The sequence below is a fragment of the Methylobacterium trifolii genome (genome assembly GCF_022179685.1).
Lineage (GTDB): Bacteria > Pseudomonadota > Alphaproteobacteria > Rhizobiales > Beijerinckiaceae > Methylobacterium > Methylobacterium trifolii.
On the sequence record NZ_BPRB01000254.1, the window covers coordinates 1 to 21,636 of the forward strand.

Sequence of the window (21,636 nt, forward strand, 5' to 3'; positions counted from 1 at the left end):
GCCGAGCCGGCGCTCGCCGAGCCGGCCGCCTCGCTGACGCCCGCGATGTGGCTCGACACGGCACGCGTCCCCTCCGAGGTCTGCGCGGTGGTCCGGGCGATCTCGCCGGTGGCCGCGCCCTGCTGATCCACCGCCGCGGCGATGTCGCCGCCGATGCGCGACAGCCGCTGGATCACCCCGGTGATGCCGGTGATGGCCGAGACCGAGGCCTCCGTGGAGGCGGTGATCTCGGAGACCTTGGCGGCGATCTCCTCGGTGGCCCGGGCGGTCTGGCCGGCGAGGTTCTTGACCTCGGAGGCGACCACGGCGAAGCTCCGTCCCGCCTCCCCGGCGCGCGCCGCCTCGATGGTGGCGTTCAACGCCAGCAGGTTGGTCTGGCCGGCGATGTCCGAGATGAGGCCGACGATCTGGCCGATGCTGCCGGCGGCCGAGGCGAGGCGGCGGACCTCGCCGGCCATGCCCTCCGCGTCGCGCTCGGCCGAGGCCGCGAGGTCGGCCGAGGCCGTGACCTGGGTGCCGATCTCCCGCACCGAGGCGGAAAGCTCCTCCGTGGCCGCGGCCACCGTGTCGGCCGAAAGCGCCGCGTCCGCCGAGGCGGAGGCGACCCGCCGGCTGAGCGCCGAGGTGTCGTCGGCCGCCCGCGACAGGCCCTGGGCGGCGGCCTCCAACTGGGCGGCGGCCGCCGAGACCGCCTCGACGATGCCGCCGACCTGCCGCTCGAAGCCGTCGGCGAGGCCGAGCGCCGCCGCGCGCTGGGCGGCGGCGTTCTCCGCCGTCATCCGCTCCCGCGCCTCCCGGCCGCGGCGGCGCTCAGTCACGCTGTCGCGAAAATCCACCGCGGCGGCGGCGATGGCGCGGACCTCGCGCGGGCCGCCGTCCGGGATCGCCACGTCCTCCTCGCCGCGCCCGATCGCGGTCAATGCCCGCGACATCCGGATCAGGGGCCGGGCGATCGCCGAGCCGAGGCCGAAGGCGAGGGCGCCGGACAGCAGGAAGACGAGAAGGCCGGCCGCCGTCCAGATCGTCAGGGCGCGGTCGGCCGCCGCGCGCACGTCTGCCGCGGCGGCGGTGAGGTCGGCGGTCAGGCCGTCCTCGACGCCCTTGAGGCCGTCGATGCGCTGGGTGGCGAGCCTGAACCAGTGGGGCGCGTCGCGGAAGGCCAGGGCCTCCCCCGGCAGGGTGTCGAGGGCGAGCCTGCGCAGGCGTCCGACCTCGCGAGCGGCCTCGTTCGCTTCGCTTTGGTCGAGCCGGGCCGCCTGGGCCGGCTCGGCACCGGCCCGGAACAGGGTCTCGTAGGTGCCCTGGTTGGCCGAGAGGGCAGCCAGGCGCTTCAGCCCGGCGAGGTCGAGGCTGCCTGCGGCGAAGGCGGCGGAGACGGCCGCGCGCTCCTGGCCGGCATACTCCTTCAACGACAGGAAGGCGGCGTAGGTCGAGGCCCGGGCGGCGATGCCGGCATGGCCGACGAGGCCGGACATCTCGCGCACGATGCCCAGGCCCTCGCCGATCAGGCCGGTGAAGAACAGGGCCGCCTCGGGCACGGTCGGCGCGAGGGTGTCGATGCCCCTGCGCTGCGCCTCGATGCGGCCGAGCGCCTCGGTCAGCGCCTGCGCCCGGCGGGCGAAGGCGGGGCCGTAGGCCGCCTGCCCGGCGGCGACCGCCTCGGGGAGGCCGCTGCGCGCCGCATCGGTCCGGCTGCGCTGCGCGGCGAGTTCCGCCTTGAACTGCGTGCCCCTGGAGCCGAGGAACAGGCTGGAGGCGCCGCGCTCCCGCTGCGCCTCGTGCGTGAACAGGCTGATGCGCGAGGCGAGCCCGGCGAGGTCCTCGACGCGGCCCATCTCCGCGCGCTGCGTCATGCGGTCGGAAACCGACAGCCCGGCCACCGTCCCGAAAGCGAGGCAGGGGGCCAGGGCGACGGCCAGGATGCGACCCTTCAGGGAATCGGGGAAAAGTCCGACCATGCGCCTGCCCAACGAGGTTATGCTTAAATTACCCTCACAGGTTGTATGGAATGCTGGGTAAACGAAAGGTTTGCGCAGTTCTGGATGCACAATATCTGCGCACGATGCCGTCGGCGCGGGCGATGCCGCCGCGCGGCGTAGCGGGCGGATCGTGAGAAACCCGGCCGCCCCTGTAGGGCTGTGACGAGGGGTCGGCCGACGAAGGTCGAGGCCGGCCCCGAAGGGCAGAGAAAAGGACGCAGCGTCAAGGCGTCGGGACGCACGGGCAAGACGGACCCGTTTCCTCACCTTAGAAGGGCGGGCCGCCCTGCGCCGGGACGATCCCGTCCGGCGCGCGTGTCGAGCGAGCCCGGACTCCGAACCCATGACCCGTACCCTGATCGCCGCGAGCCTGCTGCTCGCCGGCCTCGCCTCGGCCCAGGCCCAGACCGGCGACCTGAGCTGTGCCGATTACCTCGTGGCCGACGCCCAGGCCCAGGCCGCCCTGAGCCCCGCCGACAGGGCCATGCTCGCCGCCGACCTGCAGGCCGCCGCGGTCGATGCCAAGATGCGGGCCTATTGCAAGGCCAACCCCAAGGCCTCCTCCAGCGAGGCCGCGATGAAGGCGATGCAGTAAGCCGCCGGCGACGGCCCCGGCGCGATCCCGACCGGGCGCGCCGGGGGCCGAACCCGGCCGAGGCGTCTTCGTGTCTGCCGGCCGGGTCGCCCGACCCGATGCCGCTAGTTGCCTGGCCGCGAGTTGCCTGCGTACTTATTTTGTTCTAGCAGGCGGCGAAGCATGCCGGGCCTGCGTCTTGCCTGCCGCGTCTTGTCCGCAGGGGGAAACGGACGACATGTCCCGGTTCTGCGGCCGCGCGCGGCCGTCGAACCCCGCATGTGCCGACGCCGCGAAAGACCGCCTGCCCATGGCCGAAGCCAAAGCCGCCGCCAAGACTGCTGCTGCCAAGCCCGCTGCTGCCAAGACCGCTGCCGCGAGGACCGCCGCCAAGACCGGACCCGCTGCCAGGGCCGAGCCCGTCGCGGGCAAGCCGGCTGCGAAGGCCGCATCCAAGCCCGTCGCATCCAAGCCCGTCGCAGCCAAGGCCCCCACCGCTAAATCCCCCGCCCCCAAGCCGGCCGCGCGGCCTGCCTCCGCGCAGAAGGCCGAGACTGCAGTGGATGCCAAACTCGAAAAGCTGTTCGACGCGGCCCCGCCGCAGGGCCGCGACCACCGGGTGATCTCGGTCCGCGGCGCCCGCGAGCACAACCTCAAGAACGTCGACCTGACGATCCCCCGCGACCGGCTGGTGGTGTTCACGGGGCTGTCGGGCTCGGGCAAGTCGTCGCTGGCCTTCGACACGATCTACGCGGAAGGCCAGCGCCGCTACGTCGAGTCCCTCTCGGCCTATGCCCGCCAGTTCCTGGAGATGATGTCCAAGCCCGACGTCGACCAGATCGACGGTCTCTCGCCGGCCATCTCCATCGAGCAGAAGACCACCTCGAAGAACCCGCGCTCGACGGTGGGCACCGTCACCGAGATCTACGACTACATGCGCCTGCTCTGGGCGCGCGTCGGCATCCCCTACTCGCCGGCCACCGGCCTGCCGATCGAGAGCCAGACGGTCAGCCAGATGGTCGACCGGGTGCTGGAACTGCCGGAGAAGGCGCGGCTCTACCTCCTGGCGCCGGTGGTGCGCGGGCGCAAGGGCGAGTACCGCAAGGAGATCGCCGACTACCAGAAGAAGGGGTTTCAGCGCCTGCGGATCGACGGGGAATACTACCCGATCGACGACGTGCCCAAGCTGGACAAGAAGCTCAAGCACGACATCGACGTGGTGGTGGACCGGATCGTGGTGCGGGCCGACATCGCCGCGCGGCTGGCCGAATCCTTCGAGACCGCCCTGGAACTCGCCGACGGCATCGCCGACATCGAGTTCGCCGACGCTCCCGAGGGCGAAGATCCCAGGAAGATCACGTTCTCGTCGCGCTTCGCCTGCCCGGTCTCGGGCTTCACCATCGCCGAGATCGAGCCCAGGCTGTTCTCGTTCAACAACCCCTTCGGCGCCTGCCCGACCTGCGGCGGCATCGGCCACGAGATGCGGATCGACCCCGACCTCGTGATCTCCGACGCGAACCTCACCTTGAAGCGCGGGGCGATCGGTCCGTGGGCGAAGTCCACCTCCCCCTATTACGGGCAGACCCTGGAGGCGCTGGCGCGCCATTACGGCTTCAAGACCACGACGCCCTGGGGGCAGTTGCCGGAGGCCGCCCGCGCCGTGGTGCTCCAGGGCTCGGGGCGCCAGTCGATCCGCTTCGAGTACGACGACGGCATGCGGGCCTATGCCGTCAACAAACCCTTCGAGGGCGTGATCCCGAACCTGGAGCGGCGCTACAAGGAGACCGAGAGCGACGCGGCGCGGGAAGACATCTCCCGCTTCATGAGCGAGACGCCGTGCGCCGCCTGCGGCGGCAAGCGCCTGAAGGCGGAGGCGCTGGCGGTCAAGGTCGCGATGCAGGATATCGGCGCCGTGACCGCCCTCTCGGTGAGCGACGCGCACCGCTGGTTCTCGGACCTGCCGGCCAGGCTGACGCCCAAACAGAACGAGATCGCGGCGCGAATCCTGAAGGAGATCCGCGACCGGCTGACCTTCCTCGTGGATGTCGGCCTCGAATACCTGACGCTCGCCCGCGGCTCGGGCTCGCTCTCCGGCGGCGAGAGCCAGCGCATCCGGCTCGCCTCGCAGATCGGCTCGGGGCTGACCGGCGTGCTCTACGTCCTGGACGAGCCCTCGATCGGCCTGCACCAGCGCGACAACGAGCGCCTGCTCGGCACCCTGAAACGGCTGCGCGACCTCGGCAACTCGGTGATCGTGGTGGAGCACGACGAGGACGCGATCCTCCAGGCCGACTACGTGGTGGACGTGGGGCCGGGCGCCGGCATCCACGGCGGCCGGATCATCGCCCAGGGCACGCCCGAGGAGGTGCTGCGCCATCCCGAGTCGCTGACCGCCCAGTACCTCACCGGAAAACTCTCGGTGCGCACGCCGACCGCCCGCCGCAAGGGGCGCAAGGGCAAGCTCGGGGTGTTCGGGGCCCGCGGCAACAACCTCAAGGACGTGGACGCCGAGATTCCGCTGGGCACCTTCACCTGCATCACCGGCGTCTCCGGCGGGGGCAAGTCGACGCTCATCATCGACACCCTCTACAGGGCTGTGGCCAAGAAGCTGAACGGGGCGCACGCGCACCCGGCGCCCTTCGACAGGCTGGAGGGGCTGGAGCACCTCGACAAGGTCATCGACATCGACCAGTCGCCGATCGGGCGCACCCCGCGCTCCAACCCGGCCACCTATATCGGCGCCTTCACGCCGATCCGCGACTGGTTCGCCGCGCTGCCCGAGGCCAAGGCGCGGGGCTACCAGCCGGGGCGCTTCTCCTTCAACGTGAAGGGCGGCCGCTGCGAGGCCTGCGCGGGCGACGGCGTCATCAAGATCGAGATGCACTTCCTGCCCGACGTCTACGTCACCTGCGACGTGTGCAAGGGCAAGCGCTACGACCGCGAGACCCTGGAGGTGAAGTACCGCGGCAAGTCGATCGCCGACGTGCTCGACATGACCGTCGAGGAGGCGGCCGACCTGTTCAAGGCCGTGCCCGCGATCCGGGAGAAGATGGAGACCCTGAAGCGGGTCGGCCTGCACTACGTCCACGTCGGGCAGCAGGCCACCACCCTGTCGGGGGGCGAGGCGCAGCGGGTGAAGCTCTCCAAGGAGCTGTCGAAGCGGGCCACCGGCCGCACCCTCTACATCCTGGACGAGCCCACCACCGGGCTGCACTTCCACGACGTGGCCAAGCTGATGGAGGTGCTCCACGAGCTGGTCGACCAGGGCAACACGGTGGTGGTGATCGAGCACAACCTCGAAGTGGTGAAGACCGCCGACTGGGTGATCGACATGGGCCCCGAGGGCGGGGACGGCGGCGGCCGTCTGGTGGCGCAGGGCACGCCCGAGCAGATCGCCGCCTCGACGGCGAGCCACACCGGCCGGTTCCTGCGCGACGTGCTGGCGCGGCGCCCGGTGGCGACTCGCGGCACCGGGCGGGCTGCCGCCGAGTAGGCAGTTCCTGCCGCCCGCTGCCGCCGAGCCCGGCGGGACGGTCCCCGATTCGCGGTCGTCGCGGGGTCGCGGTGCCCGCGCGGAGCGTTTCGCGGGCCGCGACCGGACCTGCGGGGCCGGACGGCGCCGCACGACGGGCCTCCGCGCCATTGCCGAAAGTTCCCGGCCGGACCTGCCGGACAAGAGCTTGACCGTTCTGAGTTATTTTGCCGATCCGACCTCCGGGACGGGGGTTTTCAGCGTGTCGCGTCGGGTGTTGCGTCGCGGCAAAAATGCGACTTTTGCGCAACGGTAGGGCCTTCTCTGCCGAGACTGGAGGCATTCCACTGTCATTCCGACCGGCCCTGTAGAATAGTCCGAGACGTTGAGACTTGGGACGGCTCCGAAGGGGGCACTTGGCAGCATCGGACGGCCCCCGCACAGAACGGCGGGCCGGCAATGAAGTGCCGAGGCTGCGGGACGGACGCCTGAAATCCTTGGGAAGGAATGAGAAAATGATGAAGAACTGGCTCGCCGCCGGTGCCGTCGCACTGACTGTCGGCATGACCGCCACGATCGCCCAGGCTGCTCCCGTCACCCAGCCGGGTGAGCAGGTCGGCCTCGCCTACGGGCCGCTGCCCGAGGGCGTCTACGCCATCAACACGTTCAGCATGGGCCGCGGCGACGCGCGCAACAGCGCCGACGTCGGCGTGAACGTTCCGATCCTGGTCTGGTCGACGGGCTACAAGCTCCTCGGCGCGACCCTGATGCCCGTCATCGCCGTCCCGTCGGTGTTCGTGAGCACGAACAACCCGGCCCCGCTGGCGAACCAGAGCCAGAGCTACTTCTACAACCCCTTCATCGGTAACATCTTCGCCTGGGACCTGGGCAACAAGCTGAGCGCCGCCTACCTCGTCGGCGCCTATATCGGCGTCGGCGATCGTGGTTCGCTCTGCAACGGCGCCCTGATCACCACGGGCTGCACCCCGGTCCTCGCGAACCTCGCCTCCACGACGATCCGCCAAACCTTCGCGACCTCGTACACCGGCGACGGCTGGAACCTGACCGGGGCGCTCACCTACAACCTCACGGTCGACGACGCCGCCCGCTTCGGCGGTCAGGTCGGCGCCTTCCTCGGCCCGCAGCCGCAGGCCGACGGCCTGTACATCGACCTGACGGCGACCAAGACCTTCGGCAAGTTCGAGATCGGCGCCGTGGCCTACGGCTACACCGACCTGCCGGTGAACCGGAACCGTGCGCTCTACGCTAACTACGCGAAGGTCGGCACGTTCGCGGCCGGTGGCCTCGTCGGCTACGACTTCGGACCCTTCAAGGCCCAGCTCATGGTGACGCGTACGGTGGCCGATCGCGGCGTGGGCGCCTTCGCCGACGAGACCCGCGGCTGGTTCCGTATCATCGCGCCGCTCTACACGGCCCAGGCCGCGGCCCTCGCGCCGACCCCGCTCGTCCGCAAGTACTGAGGCCCAAGCCGCCGGCCCCGTATCCGGGGCCGGCACGGTCTCCGATCGCCAAAAAAGCCGTCCGGCCCCTGGGCCAGACGGCTTTTTCATGCGCCGGCGCAAACGATCCGGCTGCCATCGGCCGTCGTGGCCCCTGTGGTGCGAAACCTTCCTCTCGCCTGCCCCGTAAGGGCCGGTACTGCCCCGCGTGACGGGGCTGACAGGCAAGGAAACCCCATGACCACGATGAATGCCGGCCGTCGCTTCGCCGCCTTCGCCCTCGCCCTCTCGCTCGGCGCCGCGCTCCCGGCCGCCGCCTACGCCAAGAACCCGATGGTCGGCGGCGCGCCGATGTACGCCAACAAGACGATCGTCGAGAACGCGGTCAACTCGAAGGACCACACCACCCTGGTCGCCGCCGTGAAGGCCGCGGGCCTCGTGGACACCCTCTCCGGTCCCGGCCCCTTCACCGTGTTCGCGCCGACCAACGCCGCCTTCGCCAAGCTGCCGGCCGGCACGGTCGAGACCCTGGTGAAGCCCGAGAACAAGGCCACGCTGACGTCGATCCTGACCTATCACGTCGTGCCCGGCACGCTGACGGCCAAGGATCTGATGGCCATGGTCAAGCAGGGCGGCGGTCAGGCGACGCTCAAGACCGTCAACGGTGCCCCCCTCTCCGTGGAAACCAAGGGCAAGAAGGTCTACGTGACCGACGCCAAGGGCAACACCGCGACCGTGACGATCGCCAACGTGATGCAGTCGAACGGCGTCATCCACGTCATCAACGGCGTGCTGCAGCCCTGATCGATCGCGATCCGCGGTCCGTGCTCCGGCACGGGCCGCACACGCCAAAACACCCCGGCCTCACGGTCCGGGGTGTTTTTTCGTCTCGGGCCCCGTCGTGGGCCTCACTCCCGGATCAGCTTGCCCGTGTAGATCACCGGCCCGGTCGGCAGCCCGCTCGGCGAGCCGCCCTGCGGCTCCACGGAGACCGCGATCACCCCGTCCGCACTCGCGCCCGGCGGCAGGGTGATGCGCCCCGGCGCCGTACCGACGAGGCCGATCGGCTTCGGGGCGGCGTCTGCGCCCACGTACCAGAGTTCCAGGCTCTTGCCCGCGGGCGTCTCGGCCCCGAGCGGGCGCACCTGCGCCGTGCCGGCCGCCACGTCCACGGTGACGACGAGGGCCGGCAGGGCGCCCCCGCCCTGCACCACCGCGAGGTAGCGCGCGCCCGGCGCTGCGGGCGCCGGCCCGCGCGGGCCCACGGCGACGAACAGGGCGAGGCCGGCCGCCAGCAGGCCGGCCGCAGCCGTCGCCAGCCGCCAGCGCCGAACCTGCCGGTTCAGGGCCACGACCCGGCCGTCCGAGGTGCCGGCCCGGCGCGGCAGCGCCCGCAGGATCGCCTCCCAGGCACCGGGCGGTGGGGCGACCTCGGGAGCGGCCAGCGCTAGGGGGGCGAGGCGGCGCTCCCAGGCCCGCACCATCGCCTCCGTCGCCGGGTCGACGGTGCGCTCCAGGTCGAGGGCGGCGCGCTCCGGCCCCGGCAGGGTGCCCAGCACGTACTCGGCGGCGCGCAGGTCGCGGTCGCCCGAGGCGCGGTCGCCCAAGTCGCGGTCGGTGTCGTCGGGGCCCGCGCTCACGACAGGCCCTCCAGGCAGGATTTCAGGGCGGCGATGGAGCGGTGCAGCCAGGTCTTGATCGTGTTGACCGGCCGGTCGAAGCGGGCCGCCAGTTCCTCGCGCGAACGGCCCTCGCAATAGGCCAGCACCACGCAGGCGCGCTGGGCCGGCTCCAGCCGCCCGAGGCAGGCGTTCAGGGCGTCGCGGCCGACGAGCGCCGCCTCGCCGTCATGCGGGTCGATGAGCCGCTCCACCCAATCCTCGCCGTCCTCGTGCACCGGCCCCTGGATCTCGCCCTTACGGCGCAGGCCGTCGATCGCCCGGTTGCGCGCGATGGCGCAGAGCCAGGAGAGCGGCCGGCCGGCCTCGGGCGCGTAGGAGCCCGCCGCCTGCCAGACCCGCAGGTAGACGTCCTGAAGCACGTCCTCGGCCACGCTTCGATCCCGCTGGATACGCAGGATCACGCCGTAAAGTTTCGGGCTGGTCAGGTCGTAGAGCGTACGCAGCGCCGCCTCGTCGCCGGCAGCGACCCGCTTCAGGAGCGGCAGCAGATCCGTGTCCTCACGCAAGGGGCGCTACCTGCTGCGGGCGTGACATCGCCACCGTTCGTTCGGGCGGGAGGGTCTCGGGCGGATTTATTAAGGCGGAAACCACCCGCGCGCCACCGTTCGGCCCCATGTTGCTGAGGATAGGACGCGGACCCGCGTCGTCCTGCGACGCGGGAGTCGCCGATTCCCTGCTTGCGTCCTACATCCGGGATGCGCGCGGTGCCCGCGCTCGCCGTCCCGGCCGGCACGGGAGTCGCAAGGGGCCGGCTCGATTGGTGAAGGGACCCGATGGCCTCGCAGGGTGAGTGGAAGATCCCGGCCTCGGTGCAACCGAAGCCCGGCGATTACGGCTACGACCTGGAGCGTGCGCTCAGTGCCGTGGTCTCCCTGTCCGCGCGCGTGCCCGAGGGTGCCTTCACCGCGGAGACCCTGGGCACCGAGCGGGCGGGCAACGGCGTGGTGATCCGCGAGGACGGCCTCGTCCTCACCATCGGCTACCTCGTCACCGAGGCCGACACCGTCTGGCTCACCACGCACGATGGCCGCTCGGTCCCGGGCCACGTCCTCGGCTTCGATGCCGCCACCGGCTTCGGGCTCGTGCAGGCGCTCGGGTCGCTCGGCCTGCCGGCCCTGCCGCTGGGCAAGTCCGCCTCCCTCAAGGTCGGCGACCGGGCCGTGGTGGCCGGCGCCGGCGGCCGCCAGCGCTGCGTCGCCGTCGAGGTCGTCGCCCGCCAGGAATTCGCCGGCTACTGGGAATACGTCCTCGACGAGGCCCTGTTCACTGCCCCCTCGCACCCCCATTGGGGCGGCACCGCCCTGATCGGCCCCGGGGGGGAACTCCTGGGCATCGGCTCGCTCCAGCTGCAGCAGGGCGGAACTTCGGGCTCGCGCGCCATCAACATGGTGGTGCCCATCGACCTGCTGCCGCCGATCCTCGACGACCTGACCTCGCGCGGGCGCCCGAACCGCCCGGCCCGGCCCTGGCTCGGGCTCTACGCCACCGAGAGCGACGAGGGCGTCGTGGTGATGGGCCTGGCCGACGGCGGCCCCGCCGAGGCCGGCGACCTGCGGGCGGGCGACGTGCTGGAAGCGGTGGCGGGCGAGCCCGTGGCCGACCTCGCCGACTTCTTCCGCAGCGTCTGGGCCCTGGGCGAGGCCGGGGTGCGCGTGCCGCTGACCGTGGGCCGCGACGGCCGCTCCCTCAAGCTGACCCTGGTCTCGGGCGACCGCGAGCGCTTCCTGAAGGCGCCGCCGCTGCATTGATGGGGCTGCCGAGCCGTTGGGACGGTCTCGGTCGCCCAAAAGGTGCGTGCGATGCTAAGGGCGTCCACTCGTCGGACCGATGCCTTGAGGCGTGACCGGCAGCCGCCCCGCGCCGCAGCCGACACCTCGACCACCCGCCAGAATTGCTACCGTGCGCGTGATGCCTATGATAATTGCGCCGGTAATCAAACGCTGAGAGGTACAGGACGCTTCATGCCCGAAAATGGGAAATTAAACTGGTTCTTGGTCTCTGGAGCGCCACGCAGCGGCACGACCATGATGCAAAATATTATTAATTCGCATCCCCATATGGTATGCACTCATGAATACTAAATATCTGCACTGTTAAATATTGTAGATAGATTTTTTTATACCGAAGATGGGCGCGATCAAGCCGACCGACTGATTGGCAGGCAGCGTCTTGTTATCAATGATGAAGTCCCTGTCTTGTCCGATCTACGGACGCTGCATCAGTTCGACGAAGCGCGTTGGACGCGGGTCCAGACGGTCAACCGGGATGCCTTCCCGATTCCGCGACGTGCACGGGACGAGCAGGCCTTCCTGCGGAGCTTCTTTCAGATCGTCTCGGGCAAGACCGATCTCGTTGCGGTGGGAGACAAGACGCCCAACATCTACGATGCCAACGCCGTGCAGGCCCTGCGGGTGGCTTTGGGCGGGTTGAAGGTCATCACCATCGTCCGGAATCCTGTCGACGTGATCGCCTCGTCGATGCGTCGCATGGTACAGACGCAGGCAGGGGGAGACGGCTGGCATGTCACGTCGATCCACGATGCCATCATCGAATGGATCAACAATTGGGAATATCTGGCGTCGGAGTTCAGGCTCGGATCACCGGACGACATCTTCGTCCGCTATGAGGATCTTGCGGCCGACTATCACGGTGAGATGGCCCGCATTGCTGCATTCCTCGGCGTCGAGAACACGTTCGAGGATCTCTTCGATCAGACACCCGAAGCCCTAAGGGACTACAGGCTTCCGGCCCTGGATCGTCGGGAGGTCGAGACCCGACTCGGAGAACTCGTGACCGGATGGATGTCGAAATCCCTGTCCGAGCACTTGTCCCAGACTCCGAACGTCGTCGCGCCCGTGCGGAGTGGGGAAATCATCGCCTGCAACAAGCCCGAAACCACGCGCTACATCCTGCGGAAGGGATTCGGTGCGGTCGAGGGGTGGGGATGCTGGACGCACGGGACACATGCCGAGATCAGGTTCCGTATCGAAGGCGCCAAGGCCGACGCCAAGGTCTGGATCGAGTTGTCCTACATCGCATGGCCCGGCGACAGGGGGAGCGTGGACTTCGCCATCAAGCCCAAGGACGGGGCGATCTACGTCGTCAACAAGGTGGTCGATGCCGGCAGGCCGCATGAGCGCAGCGACTTCGTCTGCGACGCCCCGGACGGAGTGGTCGAGTTCGAGATCTTCATACCGCGGCCCAAGCGGTCGGATCAGGAGCCTCTGGCCGAGAACCGGCCCCTCGGAATCGGGCTCATGTCGATCAAACCGACGCTCGTCTGAACCCGCGCCCGGTCCGGTCGGATCGAGCACGGATCGAAACGCCCGATGCTTCACATTGTCCTGCGATGAGCCGATGTCCCTTTCGTCGGGAATCGCAGTCCCCGGCCTCGGGCGGCCGCCCGTCAGCATCGGTTCATCCGGCCGGGTTCAGCGTCTCACTCGCCCGCACGGTTCGACCGGTGCCGGGTGAGGAAGGAGATCCCGTCATGACGCGTGTGAACGCGCCCCGCGCGAGGGCATTCGGAATGGCCGCCGTGGTCGCTGGCAGCCTGGGGCTGGCCACGGCGGCGGGCGCCGCCCCCCTGGCCGTTCAGCCTTTGTCCGGCGAGGCCGTGGTCCAGACCGTGGCCGGCGGCTGCGGCCCCGGCTTCCATCCCAACCCGTGGGGCGTCTGCCGCCCGAACTGGGGGCCCCGCCCGTACTGGGGCCGCCCCATCGGCTACGGCGCCTACGGCTATGTCCGGCCCCGGCCGGTCTACCGGCCCTACGGCTTCTACGGCCCGCGCCCGTTCTATTGATCCGCGAGAGCGCCCGGCCCTGCGCCGGGCGGCCCGATGCAACGGAGGACTGGGGCGTCCCATCGTCGATGGGGCGCCCTTTTCACGTCCGGTCGCCGGTAGCGACGACCGCGCTGCGGTATCGACCACGGGCGACGACCGAGATTTCCATGTGCTCAAGGAATGACCAGACGAGATATTGACGAAACGTTAGGCTTCGTGCGCGTGGGGCGCATGTCTGATGCTCGATCGGGCGTCTGACGCCGGGCTGCAGCGTGACTATATGTTGCGTTGCACCAACAAGAGGCAGCGGTGCCCAAGCGGTCGTCACCGTCTGCCTGAACAGAGGTCGTCTTCGTCATGTCCACCGCCCGTAGCGTCCTGAGCCGTGTCCGCGCCTATCTCCGGTATCGCGAGACCGTGAGCGAGCTCTCCCGCCTGTCCGACCGCGACCTCGCCGACCTCGGCATCAACCGGTACGAGATTCGGGGCATCGCCCGCGGCTGAGCCTTCGCCGTCGCGAGACCGGTACTCGGCAGGGGCGCCCCCGTTGATTCGGGGAGCGCCCCTCCGCTATTCCGGGGCATGACGGGACCCAGCACCATCCATATCGTCGGCGGCGGCCTTGCGGGCTCGGAAGCCGCCTGGCAGATCGCCGAGGCCGGCCACCGGGCCGTGATCCACGAGATGCGTCCGGTGCGCGGCACCGAGGCGCACCAGGGCGACGGCCTGGCCGAACTCGTCTGCTCGAACTCGTTCCGCTCGGACGACGCGCAGAGCAACGCGGTGGGCCTGCTGCACCAGGAGATGCGAACCCTCGGCTCGCTGATCCTACGGGCGGCCGACGCCCATCAGGTTCCGGCCGGCGGGGCGCTCGCCGTCGACCGCGACGGTTTCTCGGCGGCCGTCACCGCGGCGCTGGAGGCCCATCCCAACGTGACGATCGTGCGCGAAGAGGTGGACGGCCTTCCGCCCGCCGCCTGGGGCTCCAGCATCGTCGCCACCGGGCCGCTCACCGCCCCCGGCCTCGCCGCCGCGGTGGGCGCTCTGACCGGGACGGAGTCGCTGGCCTTCTTCGATGCCATCGCCCCGATCGTCCACCGGGACTCGATCGACATGGGCAAGGCCTGGTTCCAGTCGCGCTACGACAAGGCCGGGCCCGGCGGCACCGGGGCGGACTACATCAACTGCCCCCTCGACCGGGCGCAGTACGACGCCTTCATCGCGGCCCTGATCGCGGGGGAGAAGACCAGCTTCAAGGAGTGGGAGGCCGCGACCCCCTATTTCGACGGCTGCCTGCCGATCGAGGTGATGGCCGAGCGCGGCCCCGAGACCCTGCGCCACGGCCCGATGAAGCCCGTGGGGCTGACCAACCCGCACGACCCGACCGTGAAGGCCTGCGCCATCGTGCAGCTGCGCCAGGACAACGCGCTGGGCACCCTCTACAACATGGTCGGCTTCCAGACGAAGCTGCGCCACGCCGAGCAGGTCCGGATCTTCCGTAGCATCCCCGGCCTGGAGAGCGCGGAGTTCGCCCGCCTCGGCGGCCTGCACCGCAACACCTACCTCGACAGCCCCCGCCTGCTGGACGCGACGCTGCGCCTGAAGGCAGAGCCGCGCCTGCGCTTCGCCGGGCAGATCACCGGCTGCGAGGGCTACGTCGAGAGCGCGGCCATCGGCCTGATGGCCGGCCGCTTCGCCCTGGCCGAGGCGGAGGGGCGTGCGCTCGCCCCCCTGCCCCAGACCACGGCGCTGGGCGCGCTGATCGCCCACATCACCGGCGGCCACATCGCGGCCGAGGATGCGGGCACGCCGCGCTCGTTCCAGCCGATGAACGTGAATTTCGGCCTGTTCCCGCCGCTGGCGAGCGCCCCGCGCAACGAGACCGGCAAGCGCCTGCGCGGACCGGAGAAGGCCGCCCTGAAGAAGCGGGCCATGACCGACCGGGCGCGCGGCGACCTGGCGGACTGGATCGCGGGCGCCGGCGGGCAGGCCGAGGCGGCGCAGTAACGCCCTATCGCAGCGGAACCTCGACGGGACGCGGAGCCCCCTCGTCCGGGCCGTCGAAGAAGACGAGCGCCCGCACGCCGTCGTCCCGGCGATCGAGGGGCACGAGCGCCTCGGGCTTCACCTTATGGCCGTAGCTGGCGAGATCGAGCCGCTTCTTCGGCACGCCCGCGCCGCTCCACGAGAACACGGTGTAATCCCCCTTCGCGACCGCGCCGTCGTCCGGGTCGAGCATCGGCCCGGCGAGGATCAGGAACCCGTCCGGCATGGCGACGAGGTCGCGCACGCCCCGTGGCTGGCCGCGGCTGTCGGGCCCGAGCGCCACCGTGGCGAGCGTACCCGTGCCGGGCTTGTCCTCGAACAGGCCCGCCAGCGGCACCGACACGATCGCGGCGCTGCCGTCCTTGAGGACCGGCCCGCGCAGGCCGGCATGGAGCCGCCCGTCCCGCACCGCCACGCCCTCGATCGTGAGGCCGCCATCTTCGAGGGCCTTGTCGTGGAACGGTGCCAGCGCCGGGATCGCCGCGATGATCCCCGACAGCGCGGACGTGCCCGCGATCTCCGGCTCCCCCTCCAGGCGGCCGGTCTTCAGGTCGACGGCGTTCCGATCGAAGCGTATCCGGAACAGGTGCCGGGTCGCCTCCGCCTTGGCTGCGTTCTTGGCCTCCGCGCCCGTCTCGTGCCGGGGACGGCCGTGAGAGCCGATCACGTAGAAGGCGCCGTCCGCATAGGCGACGCCCTCGGCGTCCAGCTCCAGCGGCTTGCCCTCGTAGGCCGCGTCGAGCAGCCGGATGAAGCGTCCGGCGACGAGATTCCCGTCGCGCAGGATCACGATCTGCGCACCCTGCGACTCGTCGTCGGCGACCAGGCAGATGCGCGGAAACTCCACGTCGGACGCGCAGGCGATGCCGCTCACGTCCTCGGCCTTCTTGCCCTTCTTGATATCGGACGGATCCGACTTGTCCGGTTTCCCAAATAATTTCCCCGCTGTTTTCCAGTGCTCTGCGGCGTCGACCGAGATCGATCCGGCGCCGATGATCATAAAGACGGCCGCAAAAATCAGAAAACGTTCGTATAAAAGTCGATTTGCAGGAAAGATTTTGGGCGCATTCGATCTGATCATTTTATAAATCCTTGCGTTATTTTAGATTATTCATAATTTCTGTGCATGGACCTCGACGAGGAGGCCGAGAATTGACAGATTTGATGCACGATTGAATTTAGAGGCGCAACATCTTGCCAGAAAGATTTTATAAAGATATCGATTGCCGGTCGAAATCGTGCCGGGTTCGATCGTCATGCCGTCATGGGCCGAACTGGTCGATGCTGCGAGATCGACCGCGATCCCTGCTTCCGCATTGCGGGCGGTGACCTTGGCGCAATGGGCTCTGGAATCCGGCCGGGGGCGCTCGGACCTGTCGCGCCGATACGGCAATTTCGCCGGTCTGAAGTGGCGTCCCGAGATGGCGGGCTTCGCGACGAAGATCGTCTACGAAGCCCATGACGGCACCGACCTGTACTGTGCTTTTCCCTCAGCGCAGGCATTCGTCCGCGGCTATTGGCGTTTCATCGGCCGGTCCGTCTACGATGGCTGGCAGGCTTATGCGGACGATCCGCGCGGTTTTCTCGGGTTCCTCAAGAGTCGCGGCTATGCGGGAGACCCGAATTACGTGGAGAAGGTCATGCAGATCCTGCCGGAGGCCGAAGCCCTGCTGGGAACATCCGAGACGACGCCTTTCGCCGACCTTGGGGAATCTGAGAGGCCGAGCCGCGCCGAACTCGGCGAGACGCTGTTCGACCACATGGCCGTGGACGAGGAGCCGGACTTCGTCGCGCTGCCGCAGGTCACCCATCCCTTCAGGGGGGCGCGTCCGAACGGTCTCGAAGGTGCGATCGTGCATTACGATGCGGGCCGGACGAGGCCGACGAGAGGGGCCGACGACCTCGAATGGGGGGCCAGGAACACGCTTGCGGGCGCCCAATCCAATGGCTTCGCCTACCTCACGATCTCGCGAACCGGCAAGATCTATCTGCCGAACAACATGGACTGGACCAAGTGGGGCTATCACGCCGGTAAAAGCCTGTGCCCGGTCACCAAACGGGAGGGGGTGAGCCGTTACTACGTCGGGTTCGAGGTCAACAGTCCCGGCCTCGTCCATCCGACGGCCGATGCCCAGGTCTACGTACCGTGGTTCGACGCGGTGCGCGACAGCCACGGAAACGTCGTGCTGGACGCCAAGGGCCGGGCGACGGTGGCAAACCCCAAGGGGGAACTCTACAAGCCGGGCGAGCTGCGGCTCGTGAAGCAGCGGCAGGGGAACATCAGGGCCGGAGCCTATGTGCCCTATACGGACAAACAGTTCGCGGCCCTGGTCAGCGTGATGCTCTGGCTGAAGCAGCTTCATCCGAGGACATTCCGCCTCGATTACGTCTTCGGGCACGATGAAGTCTCGCCAGGCCGGAAAGTCGATCCCGGCGGCTCCCTCGGGGAGCCCGATGCGGCGGGGCCGGGTGCCCCGATGCCGATGGGCCGGTTTCGCGCCGTGTTGCTGAAGGCCTGGGCGGAGCGTCAGGCTCTCGTGGCCTGACATCGGCCATCCCCGCACGGCGCTCCGCTTCAGCGTGGCCCCTGGTCCCGGACCAGCACCCGCCGCCCGGGCCGGTGGCCGTCCTCGCCGGTATCGTGAAACCCGAGCTTGTGCAGCAGCCCCCAGGAGGCGACGTTGCCGGGCCGGCACTCGGCCACGATGCTGCGGCCGGGGAAGCGGCGCGCGAGCAGGGCCAGCGTCCCGGCCACCGCCTCCGCCCCGAAGCCGCGCCCGCGCGCGGCCCCGCCGACCCAGTAGCCGACCTCGATGGCGCCCTCCCCGCGCAGGTGCGCGCCGACGACGCCCACGAGGCCGCGTCCCTCCCGCGCCCACGCCCCCAAAAAGCGGTCGCGCCCGTGCCGGGCGCTGCCGATCAGGTCCTGCGCGTCCCGGAGGGTGAAGGGCGCGGGCAGGAAGTCGACGGCGCCGGTGATGGCCGGATCGTCTGTGAGGCGGCGCAGGGCCTCGGCGTCCGCGGGGCCGAGCGCCACGATCGACAGGCGCGCGGTCTCGAAGGCGGGCATGTCGGCGAGGCTGTCCCGGCGGAGACGATGGAAGAGCATGCCAGGACAGATGGGGATGCGGGCGCCGCCGGACAGGCACGGCCGCAGCGCCATCCGTAATCCCGCAGTCGCCGACTTAACCCGTGATTTACCGCGCTTCCACGCCCACCGCATGTAAAGCGGGTCCTTGCGGGGGCCTTAATGCGCGGCGTGCTGTCTGGTCGGGTCGAAGAGGGACGGCGCATGGCGGCCAGACGCGGGACGTGGGGCGAGGGCGAACTCTACGAGGCCCTGTGCCTGCTGATGATCGGGGCCTGCGCCTGGATCATCGGCGTGCAGTTCCACGCCTTCTCGGCCCTCAACGCCTTCATCCAGGCCCACGACCTCTCCGACCAGTTCATGCTGGCGGCCCTGATGGGGCTCGCCGTGTTCGCCGCCAGCATCCGCAAGTCGCTGCTGCTGCGCCAGGCCATGCGCGAGCGGGACGAGACCGCTGCGCACGCCGAGGCGATCGCGCGCCACGACGTGCTCACGGGGCTGGCCAACCGGCGCCTGTTCCTCGAATCGGTCGCGCGCCGCCTGGGGGCGGCCGGTCCCGCACCGTCGCATGCGGTGCTGCTGGTGGACCTCGACCGGTTCAAGCCGGTCAACGACATCTATGGGCATGCGGCCGGCAACGCCGTCCTCTGCGCCGTGGCCGAGCGCTTGCGCGGTCTGCTGCCGGCCTCGGGGCTGGCCGCGCGCCTGGGCGGCGACGAGTTCGCCCTGCTGGTTCCGCTGGAGGGCGGAAGCGACGGCCTCGTGCGCCTCGCCCAGGCCCTGATTGCGGCCATCGCCGCGCCGGTCCTCTGGAACGGCAACGAACTGAAGGTCGGCGCCACCGTCGGCATCGCCCTGATCGCGGCCGACGCCGAGGACGCCGACGTGGTGCTGCATGCGGCGGATCTGGCCATGTACCAGGGCAAGAAGGACGGGCGCGGCACCTACCGGGTGTTCAAGAGCGCCATGGACCTCGAACTCAAGGCGCGGGCCCAGCTGGAGAGCGAACTGCGCGAGGCGATCCTGAACGGGGAGATCGAGCCGTTCTACCAGCCGGTGGTGGCGCTGCCGGAGAAGACCCTGATCGGCGTCGAGGTCCTGGCCCGCTGGCGCCATCCGACCCGCGGCCTGCTCACGCCCGCGCACTTCATCGCCATCGCCGAGGAGACCGGCATGATCGGCGACCTCTGCTACCGCCTGCTGCGCCAGGCCTGCCTCGATGCCCGCGCCTGGCCCGCCCACCTCCAGATCGCGATCAACATCTCGCCCCAGCAGTTCCAGGACCGCTGGCTCTGCGAGCGCATCCTGGGCATCCTGACCGAGACCGGCATGTCGCCCGCCCGCCTGGAGGTGGAGATCACCGAGACCGCCCTGGTCAACGACCTCGAGGCGGCGCGCACCACCCTCACCTCGCTCCAGAACCTCGGCGTCCGGATCGCCCTCGACGATTTCGGCACGGGCTATTCCAGCCTCTACCACCTGCGCGAACTGAAGTTCGACAAGCTGAAGATCGACCGGAGCTACGTCGACAGCATCACCATGAGCGACGAGCGGGCCAAGCTCGTGGACGCCATCATCAAGCTCAGCGCCAGCCTCGGCCTCGTGACCACGGCGGAGGGCATCGAGACCGATGCGAGCGTGGACTGGCTCGCCGGCCAGGGCTGCGACTTCGGCCAGGGCTACCTGTTCGGCGCGCCGATGACCCGCGAGGCGATGGGCGTCCTCTTGGCGAGCCCGCCCGAGGCGGTGCAGGCCGTCCTCGCCGCGCGCCAGGCGGCTTGAGGCCGACCTACCCGATCCGCCGCGAGGCCCGCCACAACCGCCAGAGGCGGCGCCAGCGCGGCGTGTCCACGGGGGTGTTGAGGGGATCGTAGGAGGGCCGCTCCATCAGGGCGAGGTAGCCGCCCACCAAGGAGGCCGGCAGGAAGGCGGTGCGCGCGGCCGGAGCGATGGTCGGGCGGGCGGCCTCGTAGGCGGTGAGGTGCCGGCGGGCGATGCCGCGCAGGTCGGCGCAGGCCCCGCGCAGGCCCGGCCCGCCGCGCCCCGTGACGATGTCCTCGCGGGTGACGCCGTAGGCCCTGAGCATCTCGGCCGGGAGGTAGACTTGGCCGGCCCGCGCGTGCCACGGCAGCGCCCGCAGGAGCCCGGTGATGCCGTAGGCCACGCCCGCATGGCCGGCGGCGGCCGCGCCGCCGGGCTCGGACCCGTCCCCGAGGACGAGGCTCGCCAGCCGGAACAGGGCCGAGGCCGTCTCGCCGCAATAGCCTTCGAGGTCGTTCAGCCGGGGCATCGGGTCGTCGTAGAGGTCGAAGACGCGGGCATCGATCAGGTCGACGAAGGGCTGGCGCCCGAGGCGACGCCGGACGATGGCGTCCTCGACCGCCGCCGCGACGGGGTTGGCCTTCACGTCGCCGCGCGCCTCGCCCTGGAGGGCGTCGCGCCACCATTGCAGGCGGATCTCCCCGGCCATCGGGTTCGAGGCGGCCTCGCGCACGCGGGCGATGGTCAGGCTGAAGGCGTATAGGGCGAAGAGGTGCGGCCGGAACGGCTCCGGCGCGAACAGGGTGGCGAAGTAGCGGTCGGGGTCGCCCGCGCGGACCAGGGCCTCGCAGTGGCGCAGCGCGAAGGCGAGGCCGCCCTCGCTGCCCGTGCCCGCGGTCGCATCCTCCACCCGGCCGTTCACGCGACGGCGATCAGGGCTGCGGCGACCTTGCGGTTCTCGGCCACCAGGATGTTGTAGGTGCGCGCGGCCGCCCCCGTCTGCATCACGTCGAGGCCGATGCCGTTGTCCTTGAGCCAGGCCCGCAACGGGGCGGGAAGGGGCACGATGTCCAGGCCGGTGCCGAGCAGCAGCAGGTCGATCCCCTCGGACTCGGCCTGGACCGGGCGGAGCGCGTTACGGTCGATCGCGCGCGCCTCCGCCACCTCCCAGGCCCGGACGCCCGAGGGCAGCACCAGGATCGAGCCGCGATGCGACATCTCGCCGAAGCGGAAGCCGCCGTTGCCGTAGGCGTCGATCGGATGCCGGCCCGGCAGGAAGCCGGCGTGGAGCCCGTCCGCCATGAGCCGTCCTACTCCGCCGCCTGGGGCAGGCCGCCCTTGCTTCCCTTGGCGGCGGCGCTCTTGGCCCCCGACAGCATCAGGCCGAGATAGATCAGCGTCGGGGTCGAGACGAAGATCGCGGAATAGGTGCAGATCACCACGCCGCAGAGCATCACCACGGCGAACCCCCGGATCGCCTCGCCGCCGAACAGCACCAGCGCCAGCAGCGACAGGAAGGCCGAGATCGAGGTCATCACCGTGCGCGACATGGTGGAGTTGATCGACAGGTTGAGCAACTCGACGATGGGGATCGTCTTGTAGCGCCGCATCAGCTCGCGGGTCCGGTCGAACACCACCACGGTCTCGTTCAGCGAGTAGCCGACGATGGTCAGGATCGCCGCGATCGAGGTCATGTTGAACTCGATGCGGGTGATGATGAAAACGCCCACCGTCAGCACGATGTCGTGCAGCGTGCCGACGATGGCGCTCGGCGCCATCGTCGGCACGCT

At 70.0% G+C, this 21,636-nt stretch carries 19 protein-coding genes; 11 read left to right on the forward strand and 8 right to left on the reverse strand.

The window, feature by feature from the left end:
- Positions 1-1,958: methyl-accepting chemotaxis protein (locus tag COGEMETH_RS20465; protein WP_238184446.1), on the reverse strand; the 1,958-nt coding region annotated here is incomplete at its 3' end.
- 364 nt (positions 1,959-2,322) lie between these two features.
- Between COGEMETH_RS20465 and COGEMETH_RS20470 the strand changes: the two genes are divergently transcribed.
- From COGEMETH_RS20470 to COGEMETH_RS20485, 4 genes are all read left to right on the forward strand, one after another.
- Positions 2,323-2,574, forward strand: a complete 252-nt coding sequence (locus COGEMETH_RS20470) for a hypothetical protein (RefSeq protein WP_238184447.1) — start codon at positions 2,323-2,325, stop codon at positions 2,572-2,574.
- A gap of 289 nt (positions 2,575-2,863) precedes the next feature.
- Positions 2,864-6,046 (forward strand): excinuclease ABC subunit UvrA, encoded by a 3,183-nt coding sequence (uvrA, locus tag COGEMETH_RS20475; RefSeq protein ID WP_238184448.1) that lies wholly within the window; start codon positions 2,864-2,866, stop codon positions 6,044-6,046.
- Positions 6,047-6,540: 494 nt separating this feature from the next.
- Positions 6,541-7,506 carry a transporter gene (locus tag COGEMETH_RS20480; protein ID WP_238184449.1) on the forward strand — a complete coding sequence of 322 codons (966 nt, stop codon included), beginning with the start codon at positions 6,541-6,543 and terminating at the stop codon, positions 7,504-7,506.
- A 216-nt stretch (positions 7,507-7,722) separates the two neighbouring features.
- A complete protein-coding gene (locus tag COGEMETH_RS20485; protein ID WP_238184450.1) occupies positions 7,723-8,289 on the forward strand; it encodes a fasciclin domain-containing protein in 567 nt (188 codons plus the stop codon).
- Between the two features lie 104 nt (positions 8,290-8,393).
- On the opposite strand, the gene COGEMETH_RS20490 is transcribed toward COGEMETH_RS20485, so the two are convergent.
- On the reverse strand, positions 8,394-9,125 hold the full coding sequence (locus COGEMETH_RS20490) for an anti-sigma factor (RefSeq protein ID WP_238184451.1): 732 nt from the start codon (positions 9,123-9,125) through the stop codon (positions 8,394-8,396).
- A complete protein-coding gene (locus COGEMETH_RS20495) occupies positions 9,122-9,673 on the reverse strand; it encodes a sigma-70 family RNA polymerase sigma factor (RefSeq protein ID WP_238184452.1) in 552 nt (183 codons plus the stop codon). Before COGEMETH_RS20495 ends, COGEMETH_RS20490 begins: the two co-directional genes overlap by 4 nt.
- A gap of 267 nt (positions 9,674-9,940) precedes the next feature.
- On the opposite strand from COGEMETH_RS20495, the gene COGEMETH_RS20500 reads away from it, so the two are divergent.
- The 5 genes from COGEMETH_RS20500 to trmFO all read left to right on the forward strand — a co-directional run bounded on the left by COGEMETH_RS20500 (position 9,941) and on the right by trmFO (position 14,958).
- Positions 9,941-10,915 (forward strand): S1C family serine protease, encoded by a 975-nt coding sequence (locus COGEMETH_RS20500; RefSeq protein WP_238184453.1) that lies wholly within the window; start codon positions 9,941-9,943, stop codon positions 10,913-10,915.
- Positions 10,916-11,362: 447 nt separating this feature from the next.
- Positions 11,363-12,451, forward strand: coding sequence for a sulfotransferase family protein (locus COGEMETH_RS20505; RefSeq protein ID WP_238184454.1), 1,089 nt, complete (start codon positions 11,363-11,365; stop codon positions 12,449-12,451).
- A gap of 206 nt (positions 12,452-12,657) precedes the next feature.
- Positions 12,658-12,969: a GCG_CRPN prefix-to-repeats domain-containing protein gene (locus tag COGEMETH_RS20510; protein ID WP_238184455.1), complete on the forward strand. Its 312-nt coding sequence runs from the start codon at positions 12,658-12,660 to the stop codon at positions 12,967-12,969.
- A 339-nt stretch (positions 12,970-13,308) separates the two neighbouring features.
- Positions 13,309-13,455, forward strand: a complete 147-nt coding sequence (locus tag COGEMETH_RS20515; protein WP_238184456.1) for a DUF1127 domain-containing protein — start codon at positions 13,309-13,311, stop codon at positions 13,453-13,455.
- Positions 13,456-13,533: 78 nt separating this feature from the next.
- A complete protein-coding gene (trmFO, locus tag COGEMETH_RS20520) occupies positions 13,534-14,958 on the forward strand; it encodes a methylenetetrahydrofolate--tRNA-(uracil(54)-C(5))-methyltransferase (FADH(2)-oxidizing) TrmFO (protein WP_238184457.1) in 1,425 nt (474 codons plus the stop codon).
- A 4-nt stretch (positions 14,959-14,962) separates the two neighbouring features.
- On the opposite strand, the gene COGEMETH_RS20525 is transcribed toward trmFO, so the two are convergent.
- Positions 14,963-15,871, reverse strand: coding sequence for a DUF3616 domain-containing protein (locus COGEMETH_RS20525; RefSeq protein ID WP_238184458.1), 909 nt, complete (start codon positions 15,869-15,871; stop codon positions 14,963-14,965).
- A gap of 349 nt (positions 15,872-16,220) precedes the next feature.
- On the opposite strand from COGEMETH_RS20525, the gene COGEMETH_RS20530 reads away from it, so the two are divergent.
- Complete coding sequence (locus COGEMETH_RS20530) at positions 16,221-17,543, forward strand: glucosaminidase domain-containing protein (RefSeq protein WP_238184459.1); 1,323 nt, start codon at positions 16,221-16,223, stop codon at positions 17,541-17,543.
- A gap of 29 nt (positions 17,544-17,572) precedes the next feature.
- Here COGEMETH_RS20530 and COGEMETH_RS20535 read toward each other — a convergent pair whose 3' ends face one another.
- Complete coding sequence (locus COGEMETH_RS20535) at positions 17,573-18,106, reverse strand: GNAT family N-acetyltransferase (protein WP_238184464.1); 534 nt, start codon at positions 18,104-18,106, stop codon at positions 17,573-17,575.
- A 183-nt stretch (positions 18,107-18,289) separates the two neighbouring features.
- Between COGEMETH_RS20535 and COGEMETH_RS20540 the strand changes: the two genes are divergently transcribed.
- A complete protein-coding gene (locus tag COGEMETH_RS20540; RefSeq protein WP_238184460.1) occupies positions 18,290-19,867 on the forward strand; it encodes a putative bifunctional diguanylate cyclase/phosphodiesterase in 1,578 nt (525 codons plus the stop codon).
- A gap of 7 nt (positions 19,868-19,874) precedes the next feature.
- Here COGEMETH_RS20540 and COGEMETH_RS20545 read toward each other — a convergent pair whose 3' ends face one another.
- The 3 genes from COGEMETH_RS20545 to secF form a co-directional block, all read right to left on the reverse strand.
- Positions 19,875-20,768, reverse strand: coding sequence for a phytoene/squalene synthase family protein (locus tag COGEMETH_RS20545; RefSeq protein ID WP_238184461.1), 894 nt, complete (start codon positions 20,766-20,768; stop codon positions 19,875-19,877).
- On the reverse strand, positions 20,765-21,148 hold the full coding sequence (locus COGEMETH_RS20550; RefSeq protein WP_238184462.1) for an Mth938-like domain-containing protein: 384 nt from the start codon (positions 21,146-21,148) through the stop codon (positions 20,765-20,767). The genes COGEMETH_RS20545 and COGEMETH_RS20550 overlap by 4 nt, the downstream gene beginning before the upstream one ends.
- Before the next feature lie 8 nt (positions 21,149-21,156).
- A partial coding sequence (gene secF, locus COGEMETH_RS20555; RefSeq protein ID WP_238184463.1) for a protein translocase subunit SecF occupies positions 21,157-21,636 on the reverse strand: 480 nt, incomplete at its 5' end.